The sequence below is a fragment of the Streptomyces mobaraensis genome, assembly GCF_020099395.1.
GTDB lineage: Bacteria > Actinomycetota > Actinomycetes > Streptomycetales > Streptomycetaceae > Streptomyces.
This window is the reverse complement of record NZ_CP083590.1, coordinates 6,741,974-6,764,608: the sequence shown is the minus strand read 5'-3', so window position 1 is coordinate 6,764,608 and position 22,635 is coordinate 6,741,974. Positions and strand designations below refer to the sequence as shown.

General features: G+C 74.3%; 19 protein-coding genes and 1 pseudogene. 9 read left to right on the top strand and 11 right to left on the bottom strand.

Going from position 1 to position 22,635, the window contains the following annotated elements; genetic code table 11:
• Nucleotides 1-27 precede the first annotated feature (27 nt).
• Complete coding sequence (locus K7I03_RS30105) at nt 28-429, top strand: NUDIX hydrolase (protein WP_185940879.1); 402 nt, start codon at nt 28-30, stop codon at nt 427-429.
• Here the strand turns inward: K7I03_RS30105 and K7I03_RS30100 are convergent.
• Nucleotides 418-1,797, bottom strand: coding sequence for a wax ester/triacylglycerol synthase family O-acyltransferase (locus tag K7I03_RS30100; protein ID WP_185940878.1), 1,380 nt, complete (start codon nt 1,795-1,797; stop codon nt 418-420). The two genes, K7I03_RS30105 and K7I03_RS30100, sit on opposite strands and share 12 nt — an antisense overlap.
• A 376-nt stretch (nt 1,798-2,173) precedes the next feature.
• Between K7I03_RS30100 and dhaK the strand changes: the two genes are divergently transcribed.
• Nucleotides 2,174-3,166, top strand: a complete 993-nt coding sequence (dhaK, locus tag K7I03_RS30095) for a dihydroxyacetone kinase subunit DhaK (RefSeq protein ID WP_185940877.1) — start codon at nt 2,174-2,176, stop codon at nt 3,164-3,166.
• Nucleotides 3,167-3,178: 12 nt separating this feature from the next.
• Here dhaK and K7I03_RS30090 read toward each other — a convergent pair whose 3' ends face one another.
• The 5 genes and pseudogenes from K7I03_RS30090 to K7I03_RS30075 all read right to left on the bottom strand — a co-directional run bounded on the left by K7I03_RS30090 (nt 3,179) and on the right by K7I03_RS30075 (nt 8,593).
• Nucleotides 3,179-4,597, bottom strand: a complete 1,419-nt coding sequence (locus tag K7I03_RS30090) for an NADP-dependent succinic semialdehyde dehydrogenase (RefSeq protein ID WP_185940876.1) — start codon at nt 4,595-4,597, stop codon at nt 3,179-3,181.
• A 557-nt stretch (nt 4,598-5,154) separates the two neighbouring features.
• Nucleotides 5,155-5,658 (bottom strand): MFS transporter, encoded by a 504-nt coding sequence (locus K7I03_RS34145; RefSeq protein ID WP_317988293.1) that lies wholly within the window; start codon nt 5,656-5,658, stop codon nt 5,155-5,157.
• A 124-nt stretch (nt 5,659-5,782) separates the two neighbouring features.
• Nucleotides 5,783-6,589: pseudogene (locus K7I03_RS30085) on the bottom strand (MFS transporter); the annotation flags it as partial.
• A gap of 556 nt (nt 6,590-7,145) precedes the next feature.
• Nucleotides 7,146-7,703 carry a hypothetical protein gene (locus K7I03_RS30080; protein ID WP_185940874.1) on the bottom strand — a complete coding sequence of 186 codons (558 nt, stop codon included), beginning with the start codon at nt 7,701-7,703 and terminating at the stop codon, nt 7,146-7,148.
• A gap of 101 nt (nt 7,704-7,804) precedes the next feature.
• A complete protein-coding gene (locus K7I03_RS30075; protein ID WP_185940873.1) occupies nt 7,805-8,593 on the bottom strand; it encodes a glutamate racemase in 789 nt (262 codons plus the stop codon).
• 175 nt (nt 8,594-8,768) lie between these two features.
• On the opposite strand from K7I03_RS30075, the gene K7I03_RS30070 reads away from it, so the two are divergent.
• Entirely contained in the window at nt 8,769-9,944 is a 1,176-nt protein-coding gene (locus K7I03_RS30070; RefSeq protein WP_221902565.1) for a glycosyltransferase, read from the top strand.
• A gap of 77 nt (nt 9,945-10,021) precedes the next feature.
• On the opposite strand, the gene K7I03_RS30065 is transcribed toward K7I03_RS30070, so the two are convergent.
• A complete protein-coding gene (locus K7I03_RS30065) occupies nt 10,022-11,296 on the bottom strand; it encodes a TerD family protein (RefSeq protein WP_224347738.1) in 1,275 nt (424 codons plus the stop codon).
• A 206-nt stretch (nt 11,297-11,502) separates the two neighbouring features.
• Between K7I03_RS30065 and K7I03_RS30060 the strand changes: the two genes are divergently transcribed.
• The 4 genes from K7I03_RS30060 (at nt 11,503) to K7I03_RS30045 (ending at nt 16,611) form a co-directional block, all read left to right on the top strand.
• Nucleotides 11,503-12,018, top strand: a complete 516-nt coding sequence (locus K7I03_RS30060; protein WP_185940870.1) for a DUF6643 family protein — start codon at nt 11,503-11,505, stop codon at nt 12,016-12,018.
• A 210-nt stretch (nt 12,019-12,228) separates the two neighbouring features.
• Nucleotides 12,229-13,050: an MOSC domain-containing protein gene (locus K7I03_RS30055; RefSeq protein ID WP_185941053.1), complete on the top strand. Its 822-nt coding sequence runs from the start codon at nt 12,229-12,231 to the stop codon at nt 13,048-13,050.
• Nucleotides 13,051-13,309: 259 nt separating this feature from the next.
• On the top strand, nt 13,310-13,948 hold the full coding sequence (locus tag K7I03_RS30050) for an Rv1733c family protein (RefSeq protein ID WP_224347283.1): 639 nt from the start codon (nt 13,310-13,312) through the stop codon (nt 13,946-13,948).
• Between the two features lie 212 nt (nt 13,949-14,160).
• Nucleotides 14,161-16,611: a right-handed parallel beta-helix repeat-containing protein gene (locus tag K7I03_RS30045; RefSeq protein ID WP_185940869.1), complete on the top strand. Its 2,451-nt coding sequence runs from the start codon at nt 14,161-14,163 to the stop codon at nt 16,609-16,611.
• A gap of 123 nt (nt 16,612-16,734) precedes the next feature.
• Here the strand turns inward: K7I03_RS30045 and K7I03_RS30040 are convergent, their stop codons facing one another.
• Entirely contained in the window at nt 16,735-17,331 is a 597-nt protein-coding gene (locus tag K7I03_RS30040; protein ID WP_185940868.1) for a hypothetical protein, read from the bottom strand.
• A gap of 205 nt (nt 17,332-17,536) precedes the next feature.
• Between K7I03_RS30040 and K7I03_RS30035 the strand changes: the two genes are divergently transcribed.
• Complete coding sequence (locus K7I03_RS30035; RefSeq protein WP_185940867.1) at nt 17,537-18,166, top strand: hypothetical protein; 630 nt, start codon at nt 17,537-17,539, stop codon at nt 18,164-18,166.
• Between the two features lie 362 nt (nt 18,167-18,528).
• Here the strand turns inward: K7I03_RS30035 and K7I03_RS30030 are convergent, their stop codons facing one another.
• Nucleotides 18,529-19,494, bottom strand: coding sequence for a GlxA family transcriptional regulator (locus K7I03_RS30030; protein ID WP_185940866.1), 966 nt, complete (start codon nt 19,492-19,494; stop codon nt 18,529-18,531).
• A 289-nt stretch (nt 19,495-19,783) separates the two neighbouring features.
• On the opposite strand from K7I03_RS30030, the gene K7I03_RS30025 reads away from it, so the two are divergent.
• The gene (locus K7I03_RS30025) at nt 19,784-20,209 is read left to right on the top strand and encodes a DUF6010 family protein (RefSeq protein WP_398858222.1); all 426 of its coding nucleotides are present in this window, start codon (nt 19,784-19,786) and stop codon (nt 20,207-20,209) included.
• Between the two features lie 68 nt (nt 20,210-20,277).
• On the opposite strand, the gene K7I03_RS30020 is transcribed toward K7I03_RS30025, so the two are convergent.
• Nucleotides 20,278-21,165 (bottom strand): DUF2797 domain-containing protein, encoded by an 888-nt coding sequence (locus tag K7I03_RS30020; RefSeq protein WP_185940865.1) that lies wholly within the window; start codon nt 21,163-21,165, stop codon nt 20,278-20,280.
• 169 nt (nt 21,166-21,334) lie between these two features.
• Nucleotides 21,335-22,630, bottom strand: a complete 1,296-nt coding sequence (locus K7I03_RS30015) for an MFS transporter (RefSeq protein ID WP_185940864.1) — start codon at nt 22,628-22,630, stop codon at nt 21,335-21,337.
• Nucleotides 22,631-22,635: the final 5 nt, after the last annotated feature.

Genomic DNA, 22,635 nt, shown 5'->3' with positions numbered 1-22,635 from the left:
ACCGGCCGAGTACAGGAGGACTGGCGCATGACAGCGGTCATCGACAAAGTGGCATGGGTGCACACCGAGAACGGCATGGTGCTGAGCACGCGCTCCCACGGCAAAGACGCGTACTACCTGCCCGGAGGAAAACGGGAACAGGGAGAGAGTGACCTCGACACGCTGTGCCGGGAGATCAGGGAGGAACTCTCCGTCGCCGTCGTGCGGAACTCGGCGGCCCTCCTGGGGGTCTTCGAAGCCCAGGCACACGGGCACCTGCCGGGCGTGGCCGTACGCATGACGTGCTATACCGCCGCGTACGAGGGAGTGCTCGCTCCGGCCAGCGAGATCGCCGAGATGGTGTGGCTCACCCACGGCGACAAGCACCGTACGTCCCCCGTAGACCAGATCATTTTTGACCGCCTGCTGGCCGACGGACTACTGCGCTGACCCGACGGGCGTACCTACCGCCTGCTCCAGGCGGTCGACCTCCTCACTCAGCTGACGCTGCAGACCCTCTAGTGGGGCGAGCAGGGCGCGATCTCCCACGAGGCACAGGTTCAACCGCCCGCATAGAGAGTGGGCCGCGATGAACAGGCCGACTCCATGGCAGACACTGCCCAGGGGGTAGATCGACTCGAGTCGGCATCCGGCGAAGTACATCGGCTGCGGGGAGCCGGTGATGTTCGACACCACGATGTTGTACGGGGGGCGTGTCGCGCCTGCCAGGCCCAGCGCGTTCTGCGCGACGAACGGCCAGGTGAACAGGGCTCCGTAGAGCCCGGTGGCGCCCCTCGCCAACTCGCCGAGCTCTCGCTTGGCGAGGGCGCTGGACCGAGCCACGGTTCGGAGCCGTTCCAGCGGGTCCTCGACATCGGTGCCGAGGCTCATGACCGTCATGGCGAAGGAGTTGGCGGTGGTCGTGTCGCCCGCCGCCCTCGTCGAGACAGGTGTCCCTGCGGTCAGGGAACGAACCGGAAGCGCCCGAGCCGCCGCCAGGCACCGCCGGAGGGCGCCACCGCACACGGACAGCAAGACATCGTTGATCGTCGCGTCGGCAGCCTTCGCCATCATCCGGAACCGGTCGAGGTCGTAGCTCCGGGTGATCACCAGGCGCTGTCGCCCGACAGCGGCGTTCAGCGGAGAGCGTGGGATCATGAACGGCACCGCCCGGGCATGGTCAGTCATGTCGCGGGCGCCTCGCACCATGGTGCCGGCGGCTTTGCCAATCCCTAGCGCGCTGACCGCCAGTCGCCGTACTGTCGTTCCGCTGGCCCCAGCGGTGCCGTCGACGGGACCCCCGCCGCTCCACAGCGGGTGCGGCTCCTCGTCCTGTGGATCGGTGCTGAGCATTCTCCGTAGGCGCTGTTGGACTCCGAGCCCGTCCATGAGCGCGTGATGCACCTTGAAGTACAGGGCGAATCGGTGGTTCGCCAAGCCCTCGATCACATAGCACTCCCATAGAGGGCGCGTGGGGTCGAGCGGGCGGGAGTGCAACCGTGAGACGAGGTCCGTCAGCTCGCGCTCGCCCCCGGGCGCGGGAAGCGCGGAGCGACGCAGGTGATACGTCCGGTCGACGTTCTCCGGAGCGAGTTCCTCCCAGGTGCCGTCAAAGGCCCACCGCCGCGCATGGCGTGACCGGAAGGTGAAGGGAGCCGCGACGGGAGCATCGTTGATCCGCTGGAACAGGCGCTGCGTGTACCGCCCGGGCTCGGCACCGGCGGGCAGTCCGAAGGTGGCCAGGAGCGCCACATGCTGGGGAGTGGTGGCGGACTCCAACGCGAGAAAGACCCGGTCGGACATCCTGATCCTGGCCACAGCACCCCACCTCTCCGTCCGGAAGCAGTTTGATGGTCGCGACACCGATGAACAAGTGAGCAAAGTCAGCCACACGCTCGTCGGTTTCCGCAGTTGCCGTGCCCTCGCTGCCGCAGCCGGCCGGCACGCACGGTGCGAGCCACCTCAGTCGGCTTCCGCCTGCTATCGCTCTTGGCTACCGTGCGTCTATTACGCTCAGTGACAAGCTGCGGGAACTGACGACCGATCAGCAGAGTCAGCACGAGGTCAGCATCAGTATCGTCACAGACCGCGGACAACCGCCAGGGTCCGTCAAGATCAACCACTCCTGTCACCACGCCTGGCCTGCGGAAATACAGGTCAGCGACCTCATCACCCGTCACCGGAGGAGCTCCCCGTGAAAATGCTGATCAACGTCCCCGAGTCCGTCGTCCCCGACGCCCTGCGGGGTATGGCCGCCGTGCATCCCGAACTGGTCGTGGATGTGGAGGGGCGGGTCGTGCGGCGGCGGGAGGCTCCGGTGGCGGGGAAGGTGGGGCTGGTGTCGGGGGGTGGGTCGGGGCATGAGCCGTTGCATGGGGGGTTCGTGGGGCTGGGGATGCTGGATGCCGCGTGCCCCGGGGAGATTTTCACGAGTCCCGTGCCTGACCAGATGGTGCGGGCGGCGGCTGCCGTGGACAGTGGGGCGGGCGTGCTGTTCGTCGTGAAGAACTACACCGGTGACGTCCTGAACTTCAACATGGCCGCCGAGCTCGCCGAGGACGAGGGGATCCAGGTGGCCAGCGTGCTCGTCAACGACGATGTCGCGGTGACCGACAGCACGCACACGGCCGGTCGCCGGGGGACGGGGGCCACGCTGTTCGTGGAGAGGATCGCGGGGGCGGTGGCGGAGGCGGGGGCGCCGCTGGCGCGGGTGGAGGCGGTCGCGCGGCGGGTGAACGAGGCGTCGCGGAGCTTCGGCGTCGCGCTGTCGGCCTGTTCGACGCCGAGCAAGGGCGGTCCCACCTTCGATCTGCCGGCCGGTGAGCTGGAGCTCGGGGTCGGCATCCACGGGGAGCCGGGCCGGGAGCGCCGGGCGATGATGACGTCCGGAGAGGTCGCGGACTACGCCGTGCACGCGGTGCTGGACGATCTCCATCCCACCGGTCCGGTGCTCGCGCTCGTCAATGGGGCCGGCGGGACGCCGCTGCTGGAGCTGTACGGCTTCGCGGCGGAGGTGCACCGCGTGCTGCGCGAGCGCGGGGTGCCCGTCGCCCGGACGCTGGTCGGGAACTACGTCACCTCCCTGGACATGGCCGGCGCCTCCGTGACGCTCTGCCAGGTCGACGACGAGATGCTGCGGTGGTGGGACGCGCCGGTGCGGACGCCCGCCCTGCGCTGGGGATGCTGATCCCCCCTCAGGTCAGGCGTCGGCGGCCGGTTCCGCTCCGTACCACACCGTGGTGACGTTGCAGAACTCGCGGATGCCCTGCCCCGACAGCTCACGGCCGTAGCCCGAGCGCTTGACGCCGCCGAAGGGGAAGGCCGGGTGGGAGGCGGTCATGCCGTTGAAGAAGACGCCGCCCGCCTCCAGGTCGCGGACGAAGCGCCGCTGTTCGCCCTCGTCCCGGGTCCAGACGTTGGAACTGAGGCCGAACGGCGAGTCGTTGGCCACCGTCACCGCCTCGTCGAGGTCCGCGACGCGGTAGACGGTGGCGACCGGGCCGAACGCCTCCTCGCGGTGGATGCGCATCTCCGGGGTGACGTCCGAGAGCACGGTCGGCTCGTAGAACCAGCCGCCGGCCAGCTTCCCGGGCAGGGCGGGCCGGCCGCCGCCGCACCGGGGCACCGCGCCCTGCCGCACCGCGTCGTCGACGAGTTCCTCGACGTCGGCGCGGCCCTGCTCGGTGGCGAGCGGGCCGACGTCGGTGGCCTCGTCCAGGGGGTCGCCGACGGTCAGACCGTCCATACGGGCGGTGAAGCGCTCCAGGAACGTCTCGTAGACGTCCGTGTGGACGATGAAGCGCTTGGCGGCGATGCAGGACTGGCCGTTGTTCTGGACGCGGGCCGTCACCGCCGTCCGGACGGCGCGGGCCAGGTCGGCGGAGGGCATCACCACGTACGGGTCGCTGCCGCCCAGTTCCAGGACCGTCTTCTTGATCTCGTCCCCGGCGACGGACGCGACCGAACGGCCCGCCGGCTCGCTGCCGGTGAGGGTGGCGGCGGCCACCCGGGGATCGCGCAGGACGGACTCGACGGCGCCGGAGCCGATGAGCAGCGTCTGGAAGCAGCCCTCGGGATAGCCGGCCCGGCGGAAGAGGTCCTCCAGGTACAGGGCCGTCTGCGGCACGTTGGACGCGTGCTTGAGCAGCCCGACGTTGCCGGCCATCAGCGCGGGGGCGGCGAACCGGACGACCTGCCACAGCGGGAAGTTCCACGGCATGACGGCCAGCACCGGGCCCAGCGGGCGGTGGTGGACGCGGACGGCCGACGCGCCCGAGTCGGCGACCGCGTCGGCCGGCGGGTGCTCATCCGCGAGCAGCGCCTCGGCGTGCTCGGCGTACCAGCGCATGGCCTTCACGCACTTGGCCGCCTCCGCGCGGGCGGCGGCGAGCGGCTTGCCCATTTCGAGGGTCATGGTGCGGGCGATGTCGTCCCCGTCCTCCTCCAGGAGGTCGGCGGCGCGGCGGAGCAGCCGGGCCCGCTCGGCGAAGTCCCGGGTCCGGTGGTGCCGGAACGCGGCGGCCGCGGCGGCCACCCGGCGCTCGATCCCGTCCGGGGCCAGGGCCTCGAACGTCTTGAGGGTCTCGCCGGTCGCGGGGTTCACCGTGGCGATGGGCATGGGCGTCCTTCCTCAGCGGCGGCTCGGTGACCCGGCGACGGCACCTGGCGCCTCGCGCGGCACGGGCCCGGCGGCCCGTCCCCGCCCGTCCGTACGCCGGGGCGGCACCGGCGCGGTGCCGGGTCTCCTCGTCTCGACCTTGCGGCGCTCCGCCTGCCCGCGCAAGGCGGCCGTACGCACGGGGCGGGCCGCTCACGGGCCGGACGGCCCGGCGTCGGGACCGGACCGCCCCGGCATCGGGACCGGGCGCGTTCCCGCCCCCTCCCCCCGGCCCCGCACGCCGGAACGGCCGCTCCGCCCCGGCCGCGCGAGGCGGGCGGGAGGAGCGGCCGTGCGGTACGACGCGTGGCGGGTGCCGACGGCGGTCCCCTGCGGGCCCCCGGGCCACGCGGGCCGGTAAGGGGCCCGTCCGGCACCGAGTCACCGCCGGCTGCCAAGCCGCCAAGCCGGCATCGCGGTCACCGCCGGCAGCCAAGCCGGCAAGCTGCCCAGCCGGCGGCCCCGCCTCACCGCCGGCGGCCAAGACGCCGCGGCGCCCGAGCGCCGCCGAGCGCCGCTCAGCGCGGCGGCTTCTCCCGCGCCTCGTCCGCCGCCCGGCCCGGGCCCGGCAGGCGGGTCCGGCCGAGGAAGCCCGCCTCCCAGCGGCCGACGCTCTCCGCCGTCGGCCCGGCCGGGCCGGAGCTCGCCTCCGCGGCCATCGCGCCGCTCCGCTCGGGCAGGCCGGACGGGATGACGGTGCCCTCCATCGCGGAGACCTCCGGGCGGTCCGGGAGGAGCCGGGTGCGGTAGAGGAGGGTGACGGCGAGGGCGGAGGAGAGGCCGAAGGCGACGCAGCCGATCCAAGGCAGCCACGGGCACTCGTACTGTTTGCCGATGTCCATCGTCCAGCCGACGACGGCGTTGCCGCCGGCGGCGGTCAGCCCGGCGAAGACGTAGAACAGCCCGAAGTAGGTGCCGGCGAGCGTCTCGCGGCCGAACCGGGGGATCATCTCCAGGACCGCCGGGTGGGCGACCATCGTGCCGACGAACAGCAGCAGCGAACCGATCAGCATGACGAGCATCCGCGGCACGACCTCCCGCAGCCCGTCGGGGGGTCCGTCGGCGCAGATCAGCAGTGGGGGGGACGAAGCCGAGGCCCATGAGGACGAGGCCGCCGCCGACCCACCGGCTGCCGCCGCCGTGCCGTTCCAGGGCGCGGGTGATGGGCATCTGGAAGAGGTTGACGGCGGCACCGGCCCCGAGCAGTACGCCGGCCGCGCCCTCCCAGCCGGACGCCTGTTTCGCCCCGGCGGGCAGCAGCAGGCAGAGCTGGTTCTCCACGGTGAACATGCCGGTGGTGGCGAGGGAGAACAGCAGGAAGCGGCGGTTGCCGAAGACCTCCAGCCAGTCGCCGAGGACGGTGCTCCGGTCGGCGGCGGGGGCCGGCCGCTCCGGGATGACCATGGCCTGCGCGACGGTGAGCAGCGCGTAGACGCCGGCGGCGGCGACGGCGCAGATCCGGAAGTCGGCGCGGATCAGCACGCTGCCGAGGAGCAGCCCGATCAGCGAGCCGATGGTCGCGTAGACGTTGAGCAGGGCGAACGCCTCCGCCTTGCGGTCCCCCGCCTCCAGGGCGACGTAGGCCCGGGCGGACGGGTAGAAGAGGCCGGCGGCCAGTCCGTTGAGCAGTGAGGCCCCGAGGACGACCGGCAGCGTGGTGCCGAAGGCGAAGAGGGAGAAGCCCAGGGTGCGCAGGGCGCATCCGGTGATGATGACGGCGCGCGGGCCCAGCCGGTCGGCGGCGGAGCCGCCGAGGAGGAACAGGCCCTGCTGGCCGAGGTTGCGCACGCCGAGCACCAGGCCGACGAGCGCGTCGGACATTCCGAGTTCCTGACCCAGATATGCCGCGAGAAATGGCACCAGGATATAGAACCCGATGTCGATGCCAAACTGGTTGATCAGTAGCAGTCGCAATGCGAGAGGAAACTCGCGAGTGACCCGAAAAGCTTTCATGCGCGTCCCTGCATTCAGCTCGAACAGGCGAGAAGAATCTCCCTGAAGCGAGGTGGGCATGGGGGCCCGGAGGGTTTTGACAGTGCGCAAAGCGATAGGGACGGCTGCCGTCCTGACCTCGTGCTTCGTCCTGATCCACCGTGGTGATCAGAGGCCGCGGCACCCCCGCCGTCCGGTTCGTCAGAATGCCCTTCCCGCGGGTTGTCACCCGGCGGGAAAAGCCGCACTCACTGACGTGGGATCGAGCGGTCGATCATATGCTTTTGCGGTGCATCCTCAACGACTCCCGACTGCGCTCGGAAGAATACGCACCCCACACGTTAGCAAAGCAAACGGATCCCGGATAGAGCGGATGCCGGGGACTTCAAGTGACACGCCCGAGGAGTGGCCGAATTTGTTTCCGCCTTTTCCTTCGAACGCTGGAACTCGCGTACTGTGAACTGGCTCCCGACGGCCGGGGCCTCAGGCGGCGGCGGGCCCGGGGGCCCGGCGGACGTCACACGACGGGGGCATTCAGATTCGCGGAACGCCGGGAGGGGTCCGGAGGAGGCGTGTCTCAGACGGATGCGGGTCGCCCGCCGGCGAGGCCGAGCCGGTCGCGGATCACCCGCACGGCGGCCTCCGCGTCGTCCACCGTGACCGTGAACGAGCGCCCGTCGCCCAGCCGGAGCACGAAGCCCTCGCCGCGGCGCACGACGACCGCCGTCCCCTGCTCCGGCCGCCAGCGGTAGCCCCAGCCGCCCCACTGGCGGGGGGTCACCCGGGGCGCGAACGCGGCGTCGACCACCTGGGCGAGGGGGATACGGGTCCGGGGCAGCCCGATGTGGCCGCAGCGGACCTCCAGTGTCTCCTTGTCGACCCGCACCGCCACGTGCACGAACGCGACCGTGCCGTAGAGCATCAGCAGTCCGGCGGCGACGCAGCCGACGACGGACATCACCAGCGGGATGATCCCGGAGGTCCAGGGGTGCGCGACGGCCAGGTCGATGCCCAGCGCCATGCAGGCGGCTCCGGCGGCGGCCAGCAGCCACTGCACGCGGTTGGTGGCGCGGCCCGTCCAGACGGCGGACTCGCTGTCGTCGTGCCCCTTCGGGGCCTCCGGCTGGTCCCTCATACCAGGCAGCGTACCGAGGTTCCGGCCCGGCGGCAGGGGTCTCCACGGGGACGGCCCGGACGCGTACCGGTCTCCGCCCCCTTCCGAGGTGCTCCCCGCCCTTACGGGCGTCCCGCCCCCACCGTCGTCAGGGAACGGGCCTCCGGGTAGCTCAGCGAGGCCGCGTCGAGGACCCCTTCGCGTCCCCCGAGCAGCACCGTCAGGCGGCCCGTCGGTTCCGCGTCCGGCGCCGGGGCGGCGCCGATCCGGCGCAGCGCCTGGGCGGCCACCGCGCCGGCCGAGTCGTACAGGACCAGCGGCGGTCCGGCGGGCGCCTGGACGGCGGCCCGGATGCGCTCGGCGACCAGCTCGTAGTGGGTGCAGCCGAGGACGACGGCGCGGACGTCGCGCGGGGTACGGGCCGCCGCCGAGGCGATGGCGGCGTCGATGGCGGCGTCGTCGGCCCACTGGATCGCGTCGGCGAGCCCGGGGCACGCCACCTCGGTGACCTCGACGCCGGCCGCGAACTCGCGGATGAGGCCGCGCTGGTAGGGGCTGCCGGTGGTGGCCGGGGTGGCCCAGATGGCGAACGGGCCGCCGCCCGCCGCGGCCGGCTTGATCGCGGGGACCGTGCCGATCACCGGAAGGCCCGGCTCCAGTTCGGCCCGGACGGCCGCCAGCGCGTGGACCGAGGCGGTGTTGCAGGCGATGATCAGGGCGTCCGGCCGCTGCGCCGCGGCGGCGCGTGCGCAGCCCAGGGCGCGTTCGGTGACGTCCTGCGGGGTGCGGGGACCCCAGGGCATGCTGCCGGGGTCCGAGGAGAGGACCAGATCGGCGTCGGGCCGCAACCGGTGCACGGCGGCCGCCGCCGCGAGGAGGCCGTTGCCGGAGTCCATGAGCGCGATCTTCACCCGGTCACTTTAATGGATGGGCCGCACACGGGTTAATGGGCGGACGGCGGAGAGGGCCGGGGAGCCCCGCTCGCCGCCCGTTTCGACCGGACTTTTCCCGTCCCTTCTCCGATCGCCCGCGCTCCGGGCGCCCCCGCCCCGGAGCGCGTCGGGCAGACTGCGGCGGGTGAACGCGCTGACATGGATCTCCGTCGGTTCCCTGGCCGCGTGGCTGTGGCTGCTGCTGGGCCAGGGCTTCTTCTGGCGCACGGACGTGCGCCTGCCACATCGCACACCGCCGGACCTCCGGCCGCCGGACGACTGGCCGTCCGTGGCGATCGTGGTGCCCGCCCGGGACGAGGCGGAGGTGCTCCCGGAGAGCCTGCCGTCGCTGCTGGCCCAGGACTACCCGGGCCGGGCCGAGGTGTTCCTGGTCGACGACGGCAGCACGGACGGCACCGGCGACCTGGCCCGGTCGCTGGCCGCCGAGCGCGGCGGACTGCCGCTGACCGTGGACTCCCCCGGCGAACCCGGGCCCGGGTGGACCGGCAAGCTGTGGGCGGTACGGCACGGCATGGCGCTGGCCCGCGCCCGTACCGACGCCGAGTACCTGCTGCTGACGGACGCCGACATCGCGCACGCGCCCGGCAGCCTGCGCGAACTCGTCGCGGCGGCCCGCGCGGCCGACCTCGACCTGGTATCGCAGATGGCCCGGCTGCGGGTGGTCACCCCGTGGGAGCGGCTGATCGTCCCGGCCTTCGTGTACTTCTTCTCGCAGCTCTACCCGTTCCGCTGGGTCAACCAGCCCGGCGGCCGGACCGCCGCCGCGGCCGGCGGCTGCGTCCTGCTGCGCCGGGAGGCGGCGGAGCGGGCGCGGATCCCGGACGCCATCCGCCACGCGGTCATCGACGACGTGACGCTGGCCCGCGCGGTCAAGCGCACCGGCGGCCGGATCTGGCTGGGCCTCGCCGAGCGGGTGGACAGCATCCGCCCCTACCCCCGGCTGGGGCAGTTGTGGCGGATGGTGTCCCGCAGCGCTTATGCGCAACTCCTGTACCAGCCGCTGCTGCTGCTCGCCACGGTGGCGGGCCTGGCCGTGGTCTACCTCGCCCCGCCGGCGGCCGTGGCGGCCGGCGCCGCCGCCGGGAACCTGCCGCTGCTGGCCTGCGGGGCGGCGGCGTGGGCGGTGATGACGGGCACGTACCTACCGATGCTGCGCTACTACCGGCAGCCGGTGTGGCTCGCGCCGCTGCTCCCGTTCACCGCCGCGCTGTACCTGCTGATGACGGTCGACTCGGCGGTCCAGCACTACCGGGGCCGGGGCGCGGCCTGGAAGGGGCGGACGTACGCCCGCCCCGAGGCCGCACCCTGAGGCCGCGCCCTGAGGCCGCGCCCTGAGTCCTCCCGGCGCCTCCGCGCCCGGCCGGCGTCACTTCCGTCCGGCCGGCGTCACTTCCGTCCGGGCGTCCAGTTCATCCCCCAGCCGTACGCGCGGTCCAGCGTGCGCTGCGGGCTGACGCCCCGGTCGGGGACCAGGTAACGGGCCTCGCGCTGAACGACGAGGTCGCCGCCGTTGTTGGTGATGAGGGCCAGCGCGCAGACGTTGGACGGCACGGTGCACTCGTCGAGCGAGAAGTCGATGGGCGCGCCGTGCTGCGGCTGGAGGGTGACCGTGGCATGGAGGCCCGCGAAGCTGCTGGCCCCCTGGTAGATCGTGACGAAGACGAGGATGCGCCGGAAGTCACGGCTGTGGTCGAGGTTGATGGTGAGGTTCTCGCCCTGCGCCGCGGCGCCGGTGCGGTCGTCGCCGTCGAGGTGGATGTAGGGCGGGCGCTGGAGCGAGCCGAAGGAGTTGCCGAGGGCCTGCACCACGCCCTTCGTCCCGTCGTTGAGCTCGAAGAGGCAGCCGAGGTCGAGGTCCAGGTCGCCCTGGAGCGCCCGGGTGAGACGGCGGCCCCAGCCACCGCCCTTCGCCGGTTCCTGCTGCCGCATCTGCCAGTTGAGGTTGACGCGCAGCGCGCCGGAGGTGCCGCCCTGCTTGGTGAGCGAGACGGACGGGGCCTGCTTGGTGAGCGTGACCTTGCTCAGGCTCACGGGCCGGGCGGCGGGGGTCGCGGGGGGCACCGGGGCCGCGGCGGGAGGAGCCGGAGCGGCCACCGGAGCCGGCGCCGCCGCGGGGGCCGGGGGCGCGACGGGAGCGGGCCCGGGATCGTCCACCGAGATGCCGAAGTCCGTCGCCAGGCCGGCGAGCCCTCTGTCGTACCCCTGGCCGACCGCCCGGAACTTCCACTCCCCCTGCCGCCGGTAGAGCTCGCCGAGCACGAAGGCCGTCTCGACCGTCGCGTCCTCGCTGTCGAAGCGCGCCAGCTCCGCGCCGCCCGCCGCGTCGAAGACCCGCACGTACAGCCCCGGCACCTGCCCGAACGTGCCGCCGTCGGCGGAGGCCGCGACCACCACGGTCTCCACCTCCGGCTCGACGGAGGCCAGGTCGACGGCCAGGGTGTCGGTCACCGCGCCGGCCGCCGGCACCTTGCCCTCGTGCCGTACCGCGCCGGAGGTGTGCACGGCCTGGTTGTAGAAGACGAAGTCCGCGTCGGAGCGGACCCGGCCCCCGGCGAGGAGCAGCGCGGAGGCGTCCACGTCCGGTACGCCGGGGCCGGTCCGCCAGCCCAGTTCTATCCGCACCGCCGGCGCCGGAATCCGGACGTTGGTGCCCTTCAGCATCCCCATCTGCCACCCCTGTAGAGCGATTCCCGGACGAGCCCCTGGTCAGGCCCTGAACGATCCGGTTGCTTACACGGGTCCAACGTACCGTGGCCCCCGAATTCTCCGTCTTCGCCCCGATTGGTCGTCGGCACCGCAGGGGCCTCCGGAACCAACCCGGGTACCTGACTCCCCAACCGGCACACCGTGGGCTTAACTTAAGGGCTATGACCTCCCCCCGCAGTGCCTACGGCAGCGGCTACTACTCCGCGTCGTCGTTCCCGGACACCCCCATCTACGACAGTCTCGTCGCCGAGCGGGGCACCCCGCAGATCGCCCCGATCCGGGTGTCGGCCCCCTTCGACGGCGGCAGCAATCTGCCCGCGCTGCCGTCCGGCCCCTCCGGCCACGGCCCGGGCCCGGCGCCGGCGGCGCACCCGGTGCAGTCGCTGCAGAGCGGGTACGCCCAGCAGCCCCCGCAGTACGGGCAGGGCGGCCCGCAGTCGGCCGGGCTCCAGCAGGCGCCCGCGCCGTACATCCCGCAGCAGGCGTCGGCGCCGCGCGGCTACCCCGGGCCGCAGCAGTACCAGCAGCCGCAGGCCGGGCCCGCCGGCCCGGCGGGGTACGACGCGATGCGCCCGGTGGCGCCCCGCCCGGCACCCGGCCCGTCCGGCCAGCCCGGCCAGCCCGGGGGGTATGAAGGTCCGTACCAGCGCCCGTACTCGGGCCCGGGGAGCTACTGACCGACGGCGACGGGTGACCGGGGGGCCGGGCGGCCGGATGACCGGATGGCCGGTGGCTGGATGGGGGGCCGGGGGCCGCACCCGCCCGAAACCCGCGGGTGCGCACCGGATCCGGCCGGGCAGGATGGCCCCATGGCTGCGCCTTCCGATCCTTCGGGTCCCTCCGGTTCGTCCGGTACTTCAGGTTCATCCGGTCCGTCGCCCTCGCTCCTGTCGCTCCACGTCCACCCGGTGAAGTCGATGGCGGGGGGCTCCCCCGGGTGGGCAGCCGTGGAGCCATGGGGGCTCGCCGGGGACCGGCGGTGGATGGTGACCGCGCCGGACGGCCGGTTCCTCACCCAACGGCAGCTCCCCCGGCTCGCGTTGGGGGCGGCACGCGGGCTGCCCGGGGGCGGGGTGCGGATCTCCGGCCCGGGGGCCGCACCCCTGGACGTACCGGTACCCGATCCCGGGCGGCGGGGCACGGTCACCGTGGAGGTGTTCCGGGACAAGGTCGAGGCGGTGCCCGCGGGCCCCGAGGCCGACGCCTGGCTGACCGCCTTCCTGGGCGTCGAGGCCCGGCTCGTGCACATGGACGACCCGGCGGTCCGGCGCCCGGTCGACCCCCGGTACGGACGCCCGGAGGACCGGGTCGGCTTCGCCGACGGCTTCCCGCTGCTGCTCACCTCCGCCGCGTCGCTCGCGGCGCTCAACTCGCTGATCGCCGGAGGCGAGCACCCGGACGAGGGCCCGCTGCCGATGGACCGCTTCCGCCCGAACGTGGTGGTCGGCGGCACCGGCGCGTGGGAGGAGGACGGCTGGCGCCGGGTACGGCTGGGCGACGTGACCTTCCGGGTCGTCAAACCCTGCGGGCGCTGCGTCGTCACCACCACCGACCAGCGCACGGCCGCGCGCGGCCGGGAGCCGCTGCACACCCTGGCCCGCCACCGGCGCGGTGCGACCGGGCTCGTCTTCGGGCAGAACCTCGTCCCGGAGCATCCCGGAGTGCTGCGGGTCGGGGATCCGTTCGAGGTCCTCGACCGCATTGCCTGATCGCCTGGTTCGTCCGGATCACCTGGTCACTTGATGCCGGGAACCGCCTTCATCACCACGGCTTCCATAAGGTCCGGTAGGAAGACCGGCCTGAAGGACCGTCCGGAAGACCGTTCCGCGCGCCGGCGCGCCCCCGTGCGCCCCGGCGCGTCAACGTGCGGCCCCCGGACCTCCACCGGGAGTGATTCCGCCCTCCGCGACGCCCTTTCCCGCATGCGCCGCCTCTTGTGAGGTAATGAGACGCAGGGGGGTGAGCTTCATGAACGCGACGTCCCGGATGCGGTCCTGGACCCTGCGGTCCGCCCGGCGGTCCGCCTGGCGCTGGCGGCGGAACCCGCTGCGCCGTCCCACCGATGTCCTGGAGAGCTGGGTCGGGCTGGCGGCGGTGGTCCTGATGCTCGTCGTCGGCCCGCTGGCGGGGCTGCTGGCGGGTTCGTCCGCCCACGCGGTGCTCCGGCAGACGGCCCGTGAACAGCAGTCGCACCGGCACCTGGTGAGCGCGGTCGCGCTCCGCCCGGAGCCGGTGCGCGCCGCCGCGGGCGACCGCGAGGGCTCGCCGGGGCGGGACGGCTACCACCGGATCCTGGCCCGCTGGCCGGGCCCGGACGGCGGGCCGCGCACCGGCCTCGTACCGCTCCGGGGCGCGGAGATACCCGGCCGGCGGTTCCCGCTCTGGACGGACGACCGGGGCCGGCTCGCGGGCCGCCCGCTGGACGGCACCACGGCGTCCCTCCACGCCGTGCTCGCCGGCGTCGGGGCCGGTGTGGCCGCGGCGGGCGCGGTGCACGGGCTGCGCCGCCTGGTCATGTGGCGGATCGTCCGGCGGCGGTACGAGCGGTGGGACCGCGCGTGGGAGCGGGCCGGGCACACCTGGGGCCGGGCCGGCGCGGGGAGCTGAGCGCCGGCGCGGGGAGGCGAGCTGTACCCCGCCGCGGAGCCGGGCGGTGCCACGGGACGAGCCGAGCGGTGCCGCGCGGACCCGGGCGGCGCCGTCAGGCGGTCAACTCCCGTGCCCGGCGCACGCTACGGTGGACCGGCCGGTACGCATCGGTCCCGGGCGGCTCATCCGTCCCGGGCGGCAGACGCACGAGGTGGGGGCGCGACAGCACCATGGCACAGGGCTCGGTCCAGGTGACGCACGGCGGCCCGTCGCGCTGGCGGCGGCGCACCGGGGAGTACGTATCGCTCGCGGCGGCCCTGGAGGCGGCGGCGGACGGGGACGTGCTGTCCGTCGCCCCCGGCACCTACCGGGAGAACCTGGTGGTCACCCGCGCGGTCACCCTCAGGGGCGCGGACGGGGTGCCCGGTTCGGTGCGGATCGCTCCGCCGGAGGGCGTGGCGCTCACCGTCCGGGCGGCGGCCGCGCTGCGGGACCTCCAGGTGGAGGGGCAGGACGCGGCGGTGCCCGCGCTGCTGGTGGACGGGGGCGCGCCGGAGCTCACCGGGCTGCGGGTGGTGACGCGTTCGTCGGTGGGCATCGAGGTGCGCGGGGGCGCGCGGCCGACCGTGCGCCACTGCACGGTCGACAACGCGGCGGGCGTCGGCGTGGCGGTGCTGGACCGGGCCGGCGGGGTCTTCGAGGAGTGCGAGGTGCTGGCGGCCGGGCAGTCGGGCGTCGCCGTGCACGACGGCGGCGGCCCGCGCCTGGAGCGCTGCCGCGTGCACCACGCGCGGGGCGCCGGGCTGTCGGTGACGGGCGAGGCCAGCACGCTGGAGGCGATCGGCTGCGAGGTGTACGAGATCCGGGGCGCCGGCGTGCGGATGGCGGAGCGGGCGGCCGGCCGGCTGTCCGACTGCCGGGTGCACCGGGTGGCGGGCGACGGGGTGACGCTGGACACCGGCGCCGTCCTGGCGGTCGACGACTGCGACATCCACGACGTTCCGGAGAACGCGGTGGATCTGCGGGCGCGTTCGGTGCTGACCATGGCCCGGTCGACGGTGCGCCGGTTCGGGCGGAACGGACTGTCGGTCTGGGACCCGGGCACCCGCGCGGAGGCCGTCGGGTGCGAGCTCCAGGACAGTACGGGCGACTATCCGGCGGTGTGGGTGAGCGACGGCGCCACGGCCGTCCTCGCCTCCTGCCGGGTGCACGACGTGCCGGACGCGCTGTTCGTGCTGGACCGCGGTTCGTGCGCGGAGGTCACCGACAGCGATCTGTCACGGATCCGCGGGACGGCGGTGTCGGTGAGCGGCGGGGCGACCGCGCGGCTCGACGACTGCCGGATCCGGGAGGCGACGACCGGCGCCTGGTTCCGCGACCACGGCAGCGGCGGCACGCTGACGGGCTGTGCCGTCGACGCGACGGCCACGGGGGTGATCGTCACCAAGGGCGCGGACCCCACCTTCGAGGACTGCGCGGTGAGTTCGCCGCTGGAGGCGGGGTTCTACGTGTCGGCCGAGGGCCGGGGCACGTTCCGGCACTGCCGGGTGACGGGCAGCGGCGGCTACGGCTTCCACGTCATCGACGGCTGCCGGGCGACGCTGACCCGCTGCCACACGGAGCGCTGCGCGCGCGGCGGTTACGAGTTCGCGGACGGCGGGGGCGGGCACGGGCACGCGGAGGGCGGCGGTCCGGGGCCGCTGAGCGAGGGCTGCACGAGCGACGAGCCGATGCCGGTCCGCGTCCCCGGCCCGACGGTCCCGGCGGTCCCGGCGGTCCCGGCGATGGCGGAACGCTCGCGGCCGGCACCCGCTTCCGTATCGCCCCCGGCCCCCCTTCCCGTACCGCGCCGGGAAGAAGAGGGCTCGGCGCGCCCGTCGGCGACGGTCCTCGGCGAACTGGACGCGCTGGTGGGCCTGGAGAGCGTCAAGAAGGAGGTCCGGGCGCTCACCGACATGATCGAGGTGGGCCGCCGCCGGCAGGAGGCGGGGCTCAAAGCCGCCTCCGTCCGCCGCCACCTGGTCTTCACCGGCTCCCCCGGCACCGGCAAGACGACGGTGGCGCGGCTGTACGGCGAGATCCTGGCCTCGCTCGGCGTCCTGGAGCGCGGCCACCTGGTGGAGGTCTCCCGGGTGGACCTGGTGGGCGAGCACATCGGCTCCACGGCCATCCGCACCCAGGAGGCGTTCGAACGCGCCCGGGGCGGCGTCCTGTTCATCGACGAGGCGTACGCGCTGGCCCCCGAGGACTCGGGCCGCGACTTCGGCCGGGAAGCCATCGACACGCTGGTGAAGCTGATGGAGGACCACCGGGAGGCGGTGGTGGTGATCGTCGCCGGCTACACGGCCGAGATGGAGCGCTTCCTCAGCGTCAACCCCGGGGTGGCGTCCCGCTTCTCCCGCACGATCACGTTCGGCGACTACGCCCCCGAGGAGCTGCTGCGGATCGTCGAACAGCAGGCGGAGGAGCACGAGTACCGCATCGGCGAGGGCGCGGCCGAGGCCCTGCTCCAGTACTTCCGCTCGGTCCCCCGCGGCCCGGCCTTCGGCAACGGCCGCACGGCCCGCCAGACTTTCGAGGCCATGGTCGAACGGCACGCGGGGCGGGTGGCCCAGCTGACGCATCCGAGCAAGGACGACTTGACGCTGCTGTACGCGGAGGATCTGCCGGGGGTGCCGTAGGCGCGGGGCGAACGGCGCCGCCGGAACGGCTGCGTCGGGGCGGCTGCGTCGGGGCGGCCCCGGTGGAACCGGCTGACCGGAACAGCCCGCCGGAACCGGCTCGGACGGCCCGCGCGAGCGGGCTCAGAAGAAGTCCGGTATCTCCACGCGGGTCAGGAAGCGGCCGGGCCAGGAGTACAGCGCGCCACCGAAGGTGAGGTTGCGGGTGTAGACGCCTTCCAGGAGGAGCGCCAGGCCGATGTCCAGGGCGTCGTGGGCGCCCTGGGCGTCGCCGGTGAGGGTGTGCGGGTACCGCCTCGCCACCCGTCCCGCGGAGGCGACGGTGACGACGGCGCCGTCCCGCCGCAGTTCGTGCCGACGGCCGCGGAGCGCCCGGTAGCGGTACGCGCGCCCGGCGACCTCGATCCGCAGGGCGCGGCCACCCGCCGAGACCGCGAAATGGCGGCGCCTCGACCGGGCCGCCCACCCGTCGGCGGTCAGCTCCATGCGCGCCAGGCGCGGGCGGCCCCGGAAGCCGACGCCGGTGAAGCTCATCGGAGGGATCCCCCGCCCCGACACCCAGGTGGTCAGGGTCTCCCGGGTGAGGTCCTCCTCCGCGGGGCAGACCAGCTCCACGGGACCGGAGCCGGGCACGGTCCCGGACCAGGTGTGGGAGGTCCGCTTCCGGAGGCGACCGCGGCCGGAACCCGCGTGGGCGAGCGTGAAACGGACGTCGTGCATGGGCGGGCCTTTCGGGCAATCGGGGCGTACGACACTACCTCTCAGCGGTTTCCGGCCCCGCTGTCACCCCTGCCCCCCTGCCCCTCTGCCCCCCTGCCACCCCTGTCGCCGCTCCCGCCGCTCCCGCCGCCGGAACGCCGTCGCCGGAACGCCTCCGCCGGAATCCCTTCGCCGTATGGACGGCGGACGCCCTACGCTGCGCCGCATGGGCACCGACATCTACGGCGGCATAGAGATCCGCAACCCGAACGCCGACGAGGACTGGTACACCAGGCCGCCCTGGGAGCGTGCCGTCGACCTGTACCCGCTCTACTCCGGGCGCGACTACGCGGCCTTCGGCTGCCTCTTCGGCGTCCGCGACCTGGTGGGCTGGGAGCCGGTCGCCGCCGGCAGGGGGCTGCCGCCGGACGTGTCGCCGGAGCTGAGGAAGGAGTTCGACGAGGCCGCCGGCCTCGATGCGGCGGTGCACGGCCCGACCTGGGTGACCTGGGCGGAGCTGGCGCGGATCGACCTGGACGCGGCCCCGGCGGACATCCGCGGCGCCCTCGTCCTCCGGGACGACCGCACGCCGGCACTGGAGGAACGCCGCTGGGTCACCGACGACTGGCCGCCGGACGTCCTGGACCGGCTGGGCCCCGGCCCGGCGGCGGACGGCCCCGCCGCCACGCCGTTCGGCGAGTGGCGGGCGGGCACGACGCGGGTGAGCTACCGGAGGTTCACCCGCCGGGACGCGATCGGCCCCGGGACCGGCTGGGAGCACGTCTTCGCCGTGATGGGGGCGCTCGCCGGCCGCTTCGGCGACGAGCACGTCCGGCTGGTCGTGTACTTCGACTGACGGCCGGACGACCCCCGGGCCCGGCCTCCGGGACGTCGGCCGGCGTCAGATCCGTGAACGACGCCAGACCCCCTGAACGACGTCAGACCTGTGAGCGGTCAAGACACAGCCCTCGGGCCCTTCGAAGGAGAACACCGGCTGGAAAGGACTGTCGTCGGCTGGGGTGAGGGCAGTCACCCCGGCCGGGGTGAGCTGCTCGTGCACGGCGTGCGCGTCGGGGGCGGAGAACCACAGGGCGGCGCCCGGGCCGAACCGCCCGGCATCCGGACCGGTGAGACGCTGAACGAGGATCAGCGCGACGGGTGTCCGTCTCCGAGACCACCCTCGGCGCCTTCGCTACGCGCGGCCGGGCGCAGGGCCCCTCACCCGGCCGGCTCGGCGGCGAAGGCGCGGCGGTAGGCGCGGGGGCTGACGCCCGTGGTGCGGCGGAAGCGGTCGCGGAAGGCCGTCGGCGAGCCGAACCCGACCTCGGCGCCGATGTGTTCGACGGGCCGGCGGGTGGTCTCCAGGAGCTGCTGGGCCCGGCGGATCCGGGCGCGGTGCAGCCACTGCAGCGGCGTCGTGCCGGTCTGCTCGCGGAAGCGGCGGGTGAGCGTGCGGGGGCTGACGCCGGCCCGGGCGGCGATGTCGTCCACGGTGAGCGGGCGGGCGAGGTTCTCGCCCAGCCAGCGGAGCAGCGGCTCCAGCGCGGAGCCGGCCGGAACGGGTATGTGGTCGTGGGCGATGAACTGCGCCTGGCCGCCCTCCCGTTCGAGGGGCGTCACGGAGAGCCGGGCGGCGTCGGCGGCCACCGCGGAGCCGTGGTCGCGGCGGACCATGTGCAGGCACATGTCCAGCCCGGCCGCCGCGCCGGCCGAGGTGAGGATCCGGCCGTTGTCGACGTAGAGGACGTCCGGGTCGACGTCGACCCGCGGGTGGTCGGCGGCGAGCCGTGCGGCGGCCAGCCAGTGGGTGGTCGCCCGCAGCCCGTCCAGCAGTCCGGCGGCGGCGAGGGCGAAGGCGCCGGAGCAGATCGACGCGATGCGCGGGCCGCCCTCGTCGGCGGCGGCCCGGCGCAGCGCGGCGCGGACGGCGGGAGTGAGGGGCGCGGCCGGGTCGGCGGTACCGGGTACGACGACGGTGTCCGCGCCGCGCAGCCCGTCCAGCCCCCAGGGCGCCCGCAGGGTGAAGGCCCCCGAGCCGACGTCGACTTCGTCCTGCTCGGCACAGACCCGGACCGCGTAACCGGGGCTCCCGTCGGACAGCCGGACGCGGCCGAAGGTGTCCACGGCGGTGGAGAGGTCGAACGGGATCACGCGCGGGAGGGCGAGGACGGCGACCGTGTGCATACACGGACGGTACCTCCGCTTTCCCCGGGTGCCGCGGCGGGGACGGCCACCGGGCGCGGGACGGGGGCGGGCCGCCGGACGGCGGGACGGGGACGGCTGCCGGACGGCGGGACGGGGACGGCTGCCCGGCGGCGGTATTCCGTCGGAACCTGTCGGCAATGCCCCTGTGGCCTGCCGGCCGGCCTTTCTACCGTGTGATCAGTACGGCCGGGGGCGGCGGCGATCCCCCGCGTCCGCCGTCCGCGGCCGTACCTCCCGCTCGCACCCCGCCCACCACGGAAGGCGCCCCATGCCCTACCTGCAATACATCGCGCCCGTCGGCATCGGCCTCCTCTACGCGCTGGCGATGTCCCTCGTCGGCGAGAAACACCGGCTGCGCCTCAACGCCGTGATGGTGGCCGGGGCGGGTGCGGCCTATCTCGGCGGTGGCGGGATGGGCGGCTGGGAGTTCGTGTTCACCGCGGTGGCCACGTACGTCGCGTACCGCGCCCTGGACTCCTGGACGTTCGTCGGCATCGGCTGGCTGCTGCACACCGCGTGGGACATCGTGCACCACCTCAAGGGCAGCCCCCTGCTGCCGTTCGCGCACGGCTCCTCGCTGGGGTGCGCGATATGCGACCCGGTCATCGCCCTGTGGTGCCTGCGCGGCGGCCCTTCCCCGCGCGAACTGCTGCGCGGCGGACGGCGCGGGACGCTCGGCGAACCGGCGGCGTGACGCGCACGGGAGGGGGAGGCCGCGGCGTCCGGGCTCCGACGTGGACCGCCGGGCTCCTGCGTGAACCGTCAGAACAGGCCCTCGGGCCCGTCCCGTTCCGGCGCGCGGACCGCCGCCGTGGTCCGCGCGCCGGGCGGCGCGGCCGCGAGCTCCCAGCCCGCCAGCCGCCGCGTGTCGACGAGCACGGGGCGGCCGTCCGTCGTCTCCAGGTACACGTCCGGCCCCGCCACGGCGACGACGTGCCCGACGACGGCGCACCCGGGTGCGAAATCGACGATGCCGTGGCGGGGGCCGACGCGGTCCAGGTGGAAGACGTCGTCGTGGTGGACGGGCGCGCAGGGCAGCACCTCCAGCGACTCCGGCAGGCCGGGGAGGGCGCGGGCGCGCTCGTGGAGCGCGGCGAGTTCGGCGGCCCGCTCGTCCCGCGGGGCCAGGGGATGGCGGGCGGCACGCTTGGCCGCGTAGGGAAAGCGGTCGGGGACGCCCAGCGCGGCACCGAGGACGGCCTCCGTCCGCCGGGCGGCCATCAGCGGGCCGCGGCCGAGCAAGGCGTAGGAGAGGGCGGCCTGTTCGAGGAGGCGGACGCCCTGGCGTCCGGTCGCCGTGATGCCGGCCTTGACCAGGCCGGGGGCGAACCAGGCCAGGTAGACGTCGTACGGGCGCGGGTCGTCGGCGATCGTGTCGGCCGCGACGGAGTGGGACCGGTCCAGCCGGGCGCACTCCGCGCACTGGGCGGACACCGCGCCGGCCGGCACCTCGGCACCGGCGGGACACGGGGTGTACCGCCCGGCGCGCCGGACGCCGACGCAGTGCCGCCGCTCACCGGCGACGAAGCCGAGCGGGCGGCCCGCGGGCAGCGGGGAGCGGCGTTCGCCGTGCCCGGGGTGGAGCCACAGCAGGGCCGGACCGTCCACGCTCCAGCGGGGGCCGGCGCAGAGCCAGCCGGGGGGTGCCATCGCTGTCGTCGTCCTTCGGGGGGTACGGGGATTCCGTCGTTCCACCCTGCCACGGCTGCGGGGCGTGGAGCGATTGAGGACAGCGCGCGCAGCGCGCTTCGGGGGTGCGGGGGCGGAGCCCCCGCAAGAAACGGTGAAAGGGCGGGACCGGGGCACCCCACCCACCCCCTCAGACGCGCCGCGTCCACCGCCGAGTAGCCCCACTGATCAGCGCCGACATCGCGGCCAACCCGGCGACAGTCGTCAGCGCCGCGGGCAACGAGAACCGATCCGCGAGAAGCCCGATGGCCGGCGGCCCCAGCAGCATGCCGCCGTACCCGAACGTCGACGCCGCGGCAACCCCGCCGGGCCCGGTCAGCTCCCCGGCCCGCCCGATGGCGACGGGGAAGATGTTGGCAAGCCCCAGCCCCGTCAGGGCGAAGCCGACGAAGACCGCCCACAGCGCCGGGGTGAGGGAGGCGAGAAGCATGCCGACGGCGGCCGTGGCGCCGCCGAAGACGAGGGTCCGGGTCTGGCCGAGCCGTTCGAGCATGGCGGTGCCGGACAGCCGCCCCACGGTCATGGCCAGCGCGAACACGGAGTAGCCGATGGCCGCGGTGCCCGCTCCGGCGCCGACGTCCTGCCGGAGGTGCAGAGCGCCCCAGTCGGCGAGCGCCCCCTCGCCGTACGAGGAGCACAGCGCGATCAGCCCGAAGACGACGACGAGCCCGCGCCCGCGCACGGGCGTCTTGGGACGCTGCGGCGCGCCACCGGAACCGGAAACGGAATTGGAAACGGAACTGGAACCGGAAGCGGAACCCGAAACGGACCCGGAAGCGGACCCGGAAACGACCGTCTCGGGCAGCCGAGGCGCCGGATGGGCGAGCAGCACCCGCCCGGCGACGACGGTGACGACGAGTCCCACGGCGGTCAGCATCAGGAGGTGATGGGTCACCGGAAGCCGTCCGGCGACCAGCCCCCCGAGACCGGCGCCGAGCATGCCGCCGACGCTGTAGGCGGCGTGGAAGCTGGGCATCACCGGCCGGCGCAGCGCCGTGACGAGGTCGACGGCCGCGCTGTTCATGGCGACGTTGATGCCGCCGTAGGCGGCGCCGAAGACGAGGAGGACGAGCCCTAGGGCGGGCGCGGAGCGGGCGAAGGGCGGCAGGGCGATGCCGAGGGCCAGCACGGCGGCCGTGGCCACGGTGACCGGGTGGCTGCCGAAGCGCCGGCACAGCCGTCCGGTGAGCATCATGACGGCGACGGCACCGGCCGAGACGCCCAGCAGGGCGAGGCCGAGCGCGCCGGCGGAGGCGCCGGTACGCTCCTTGATCGACGGGATGCGCACCACCCAGCCGGCGAAGAGGAAGCCGTCGAGGGCGAAGAAGACGGTGAGGGCGGTCCGGAGGCGGCTCAGCGACGGATCGGCCGGGGTGACACGCTGTTCCCCCCGAAGGGCCGTCCGTATTTTGTTTAGCGTCGGCACAAAGT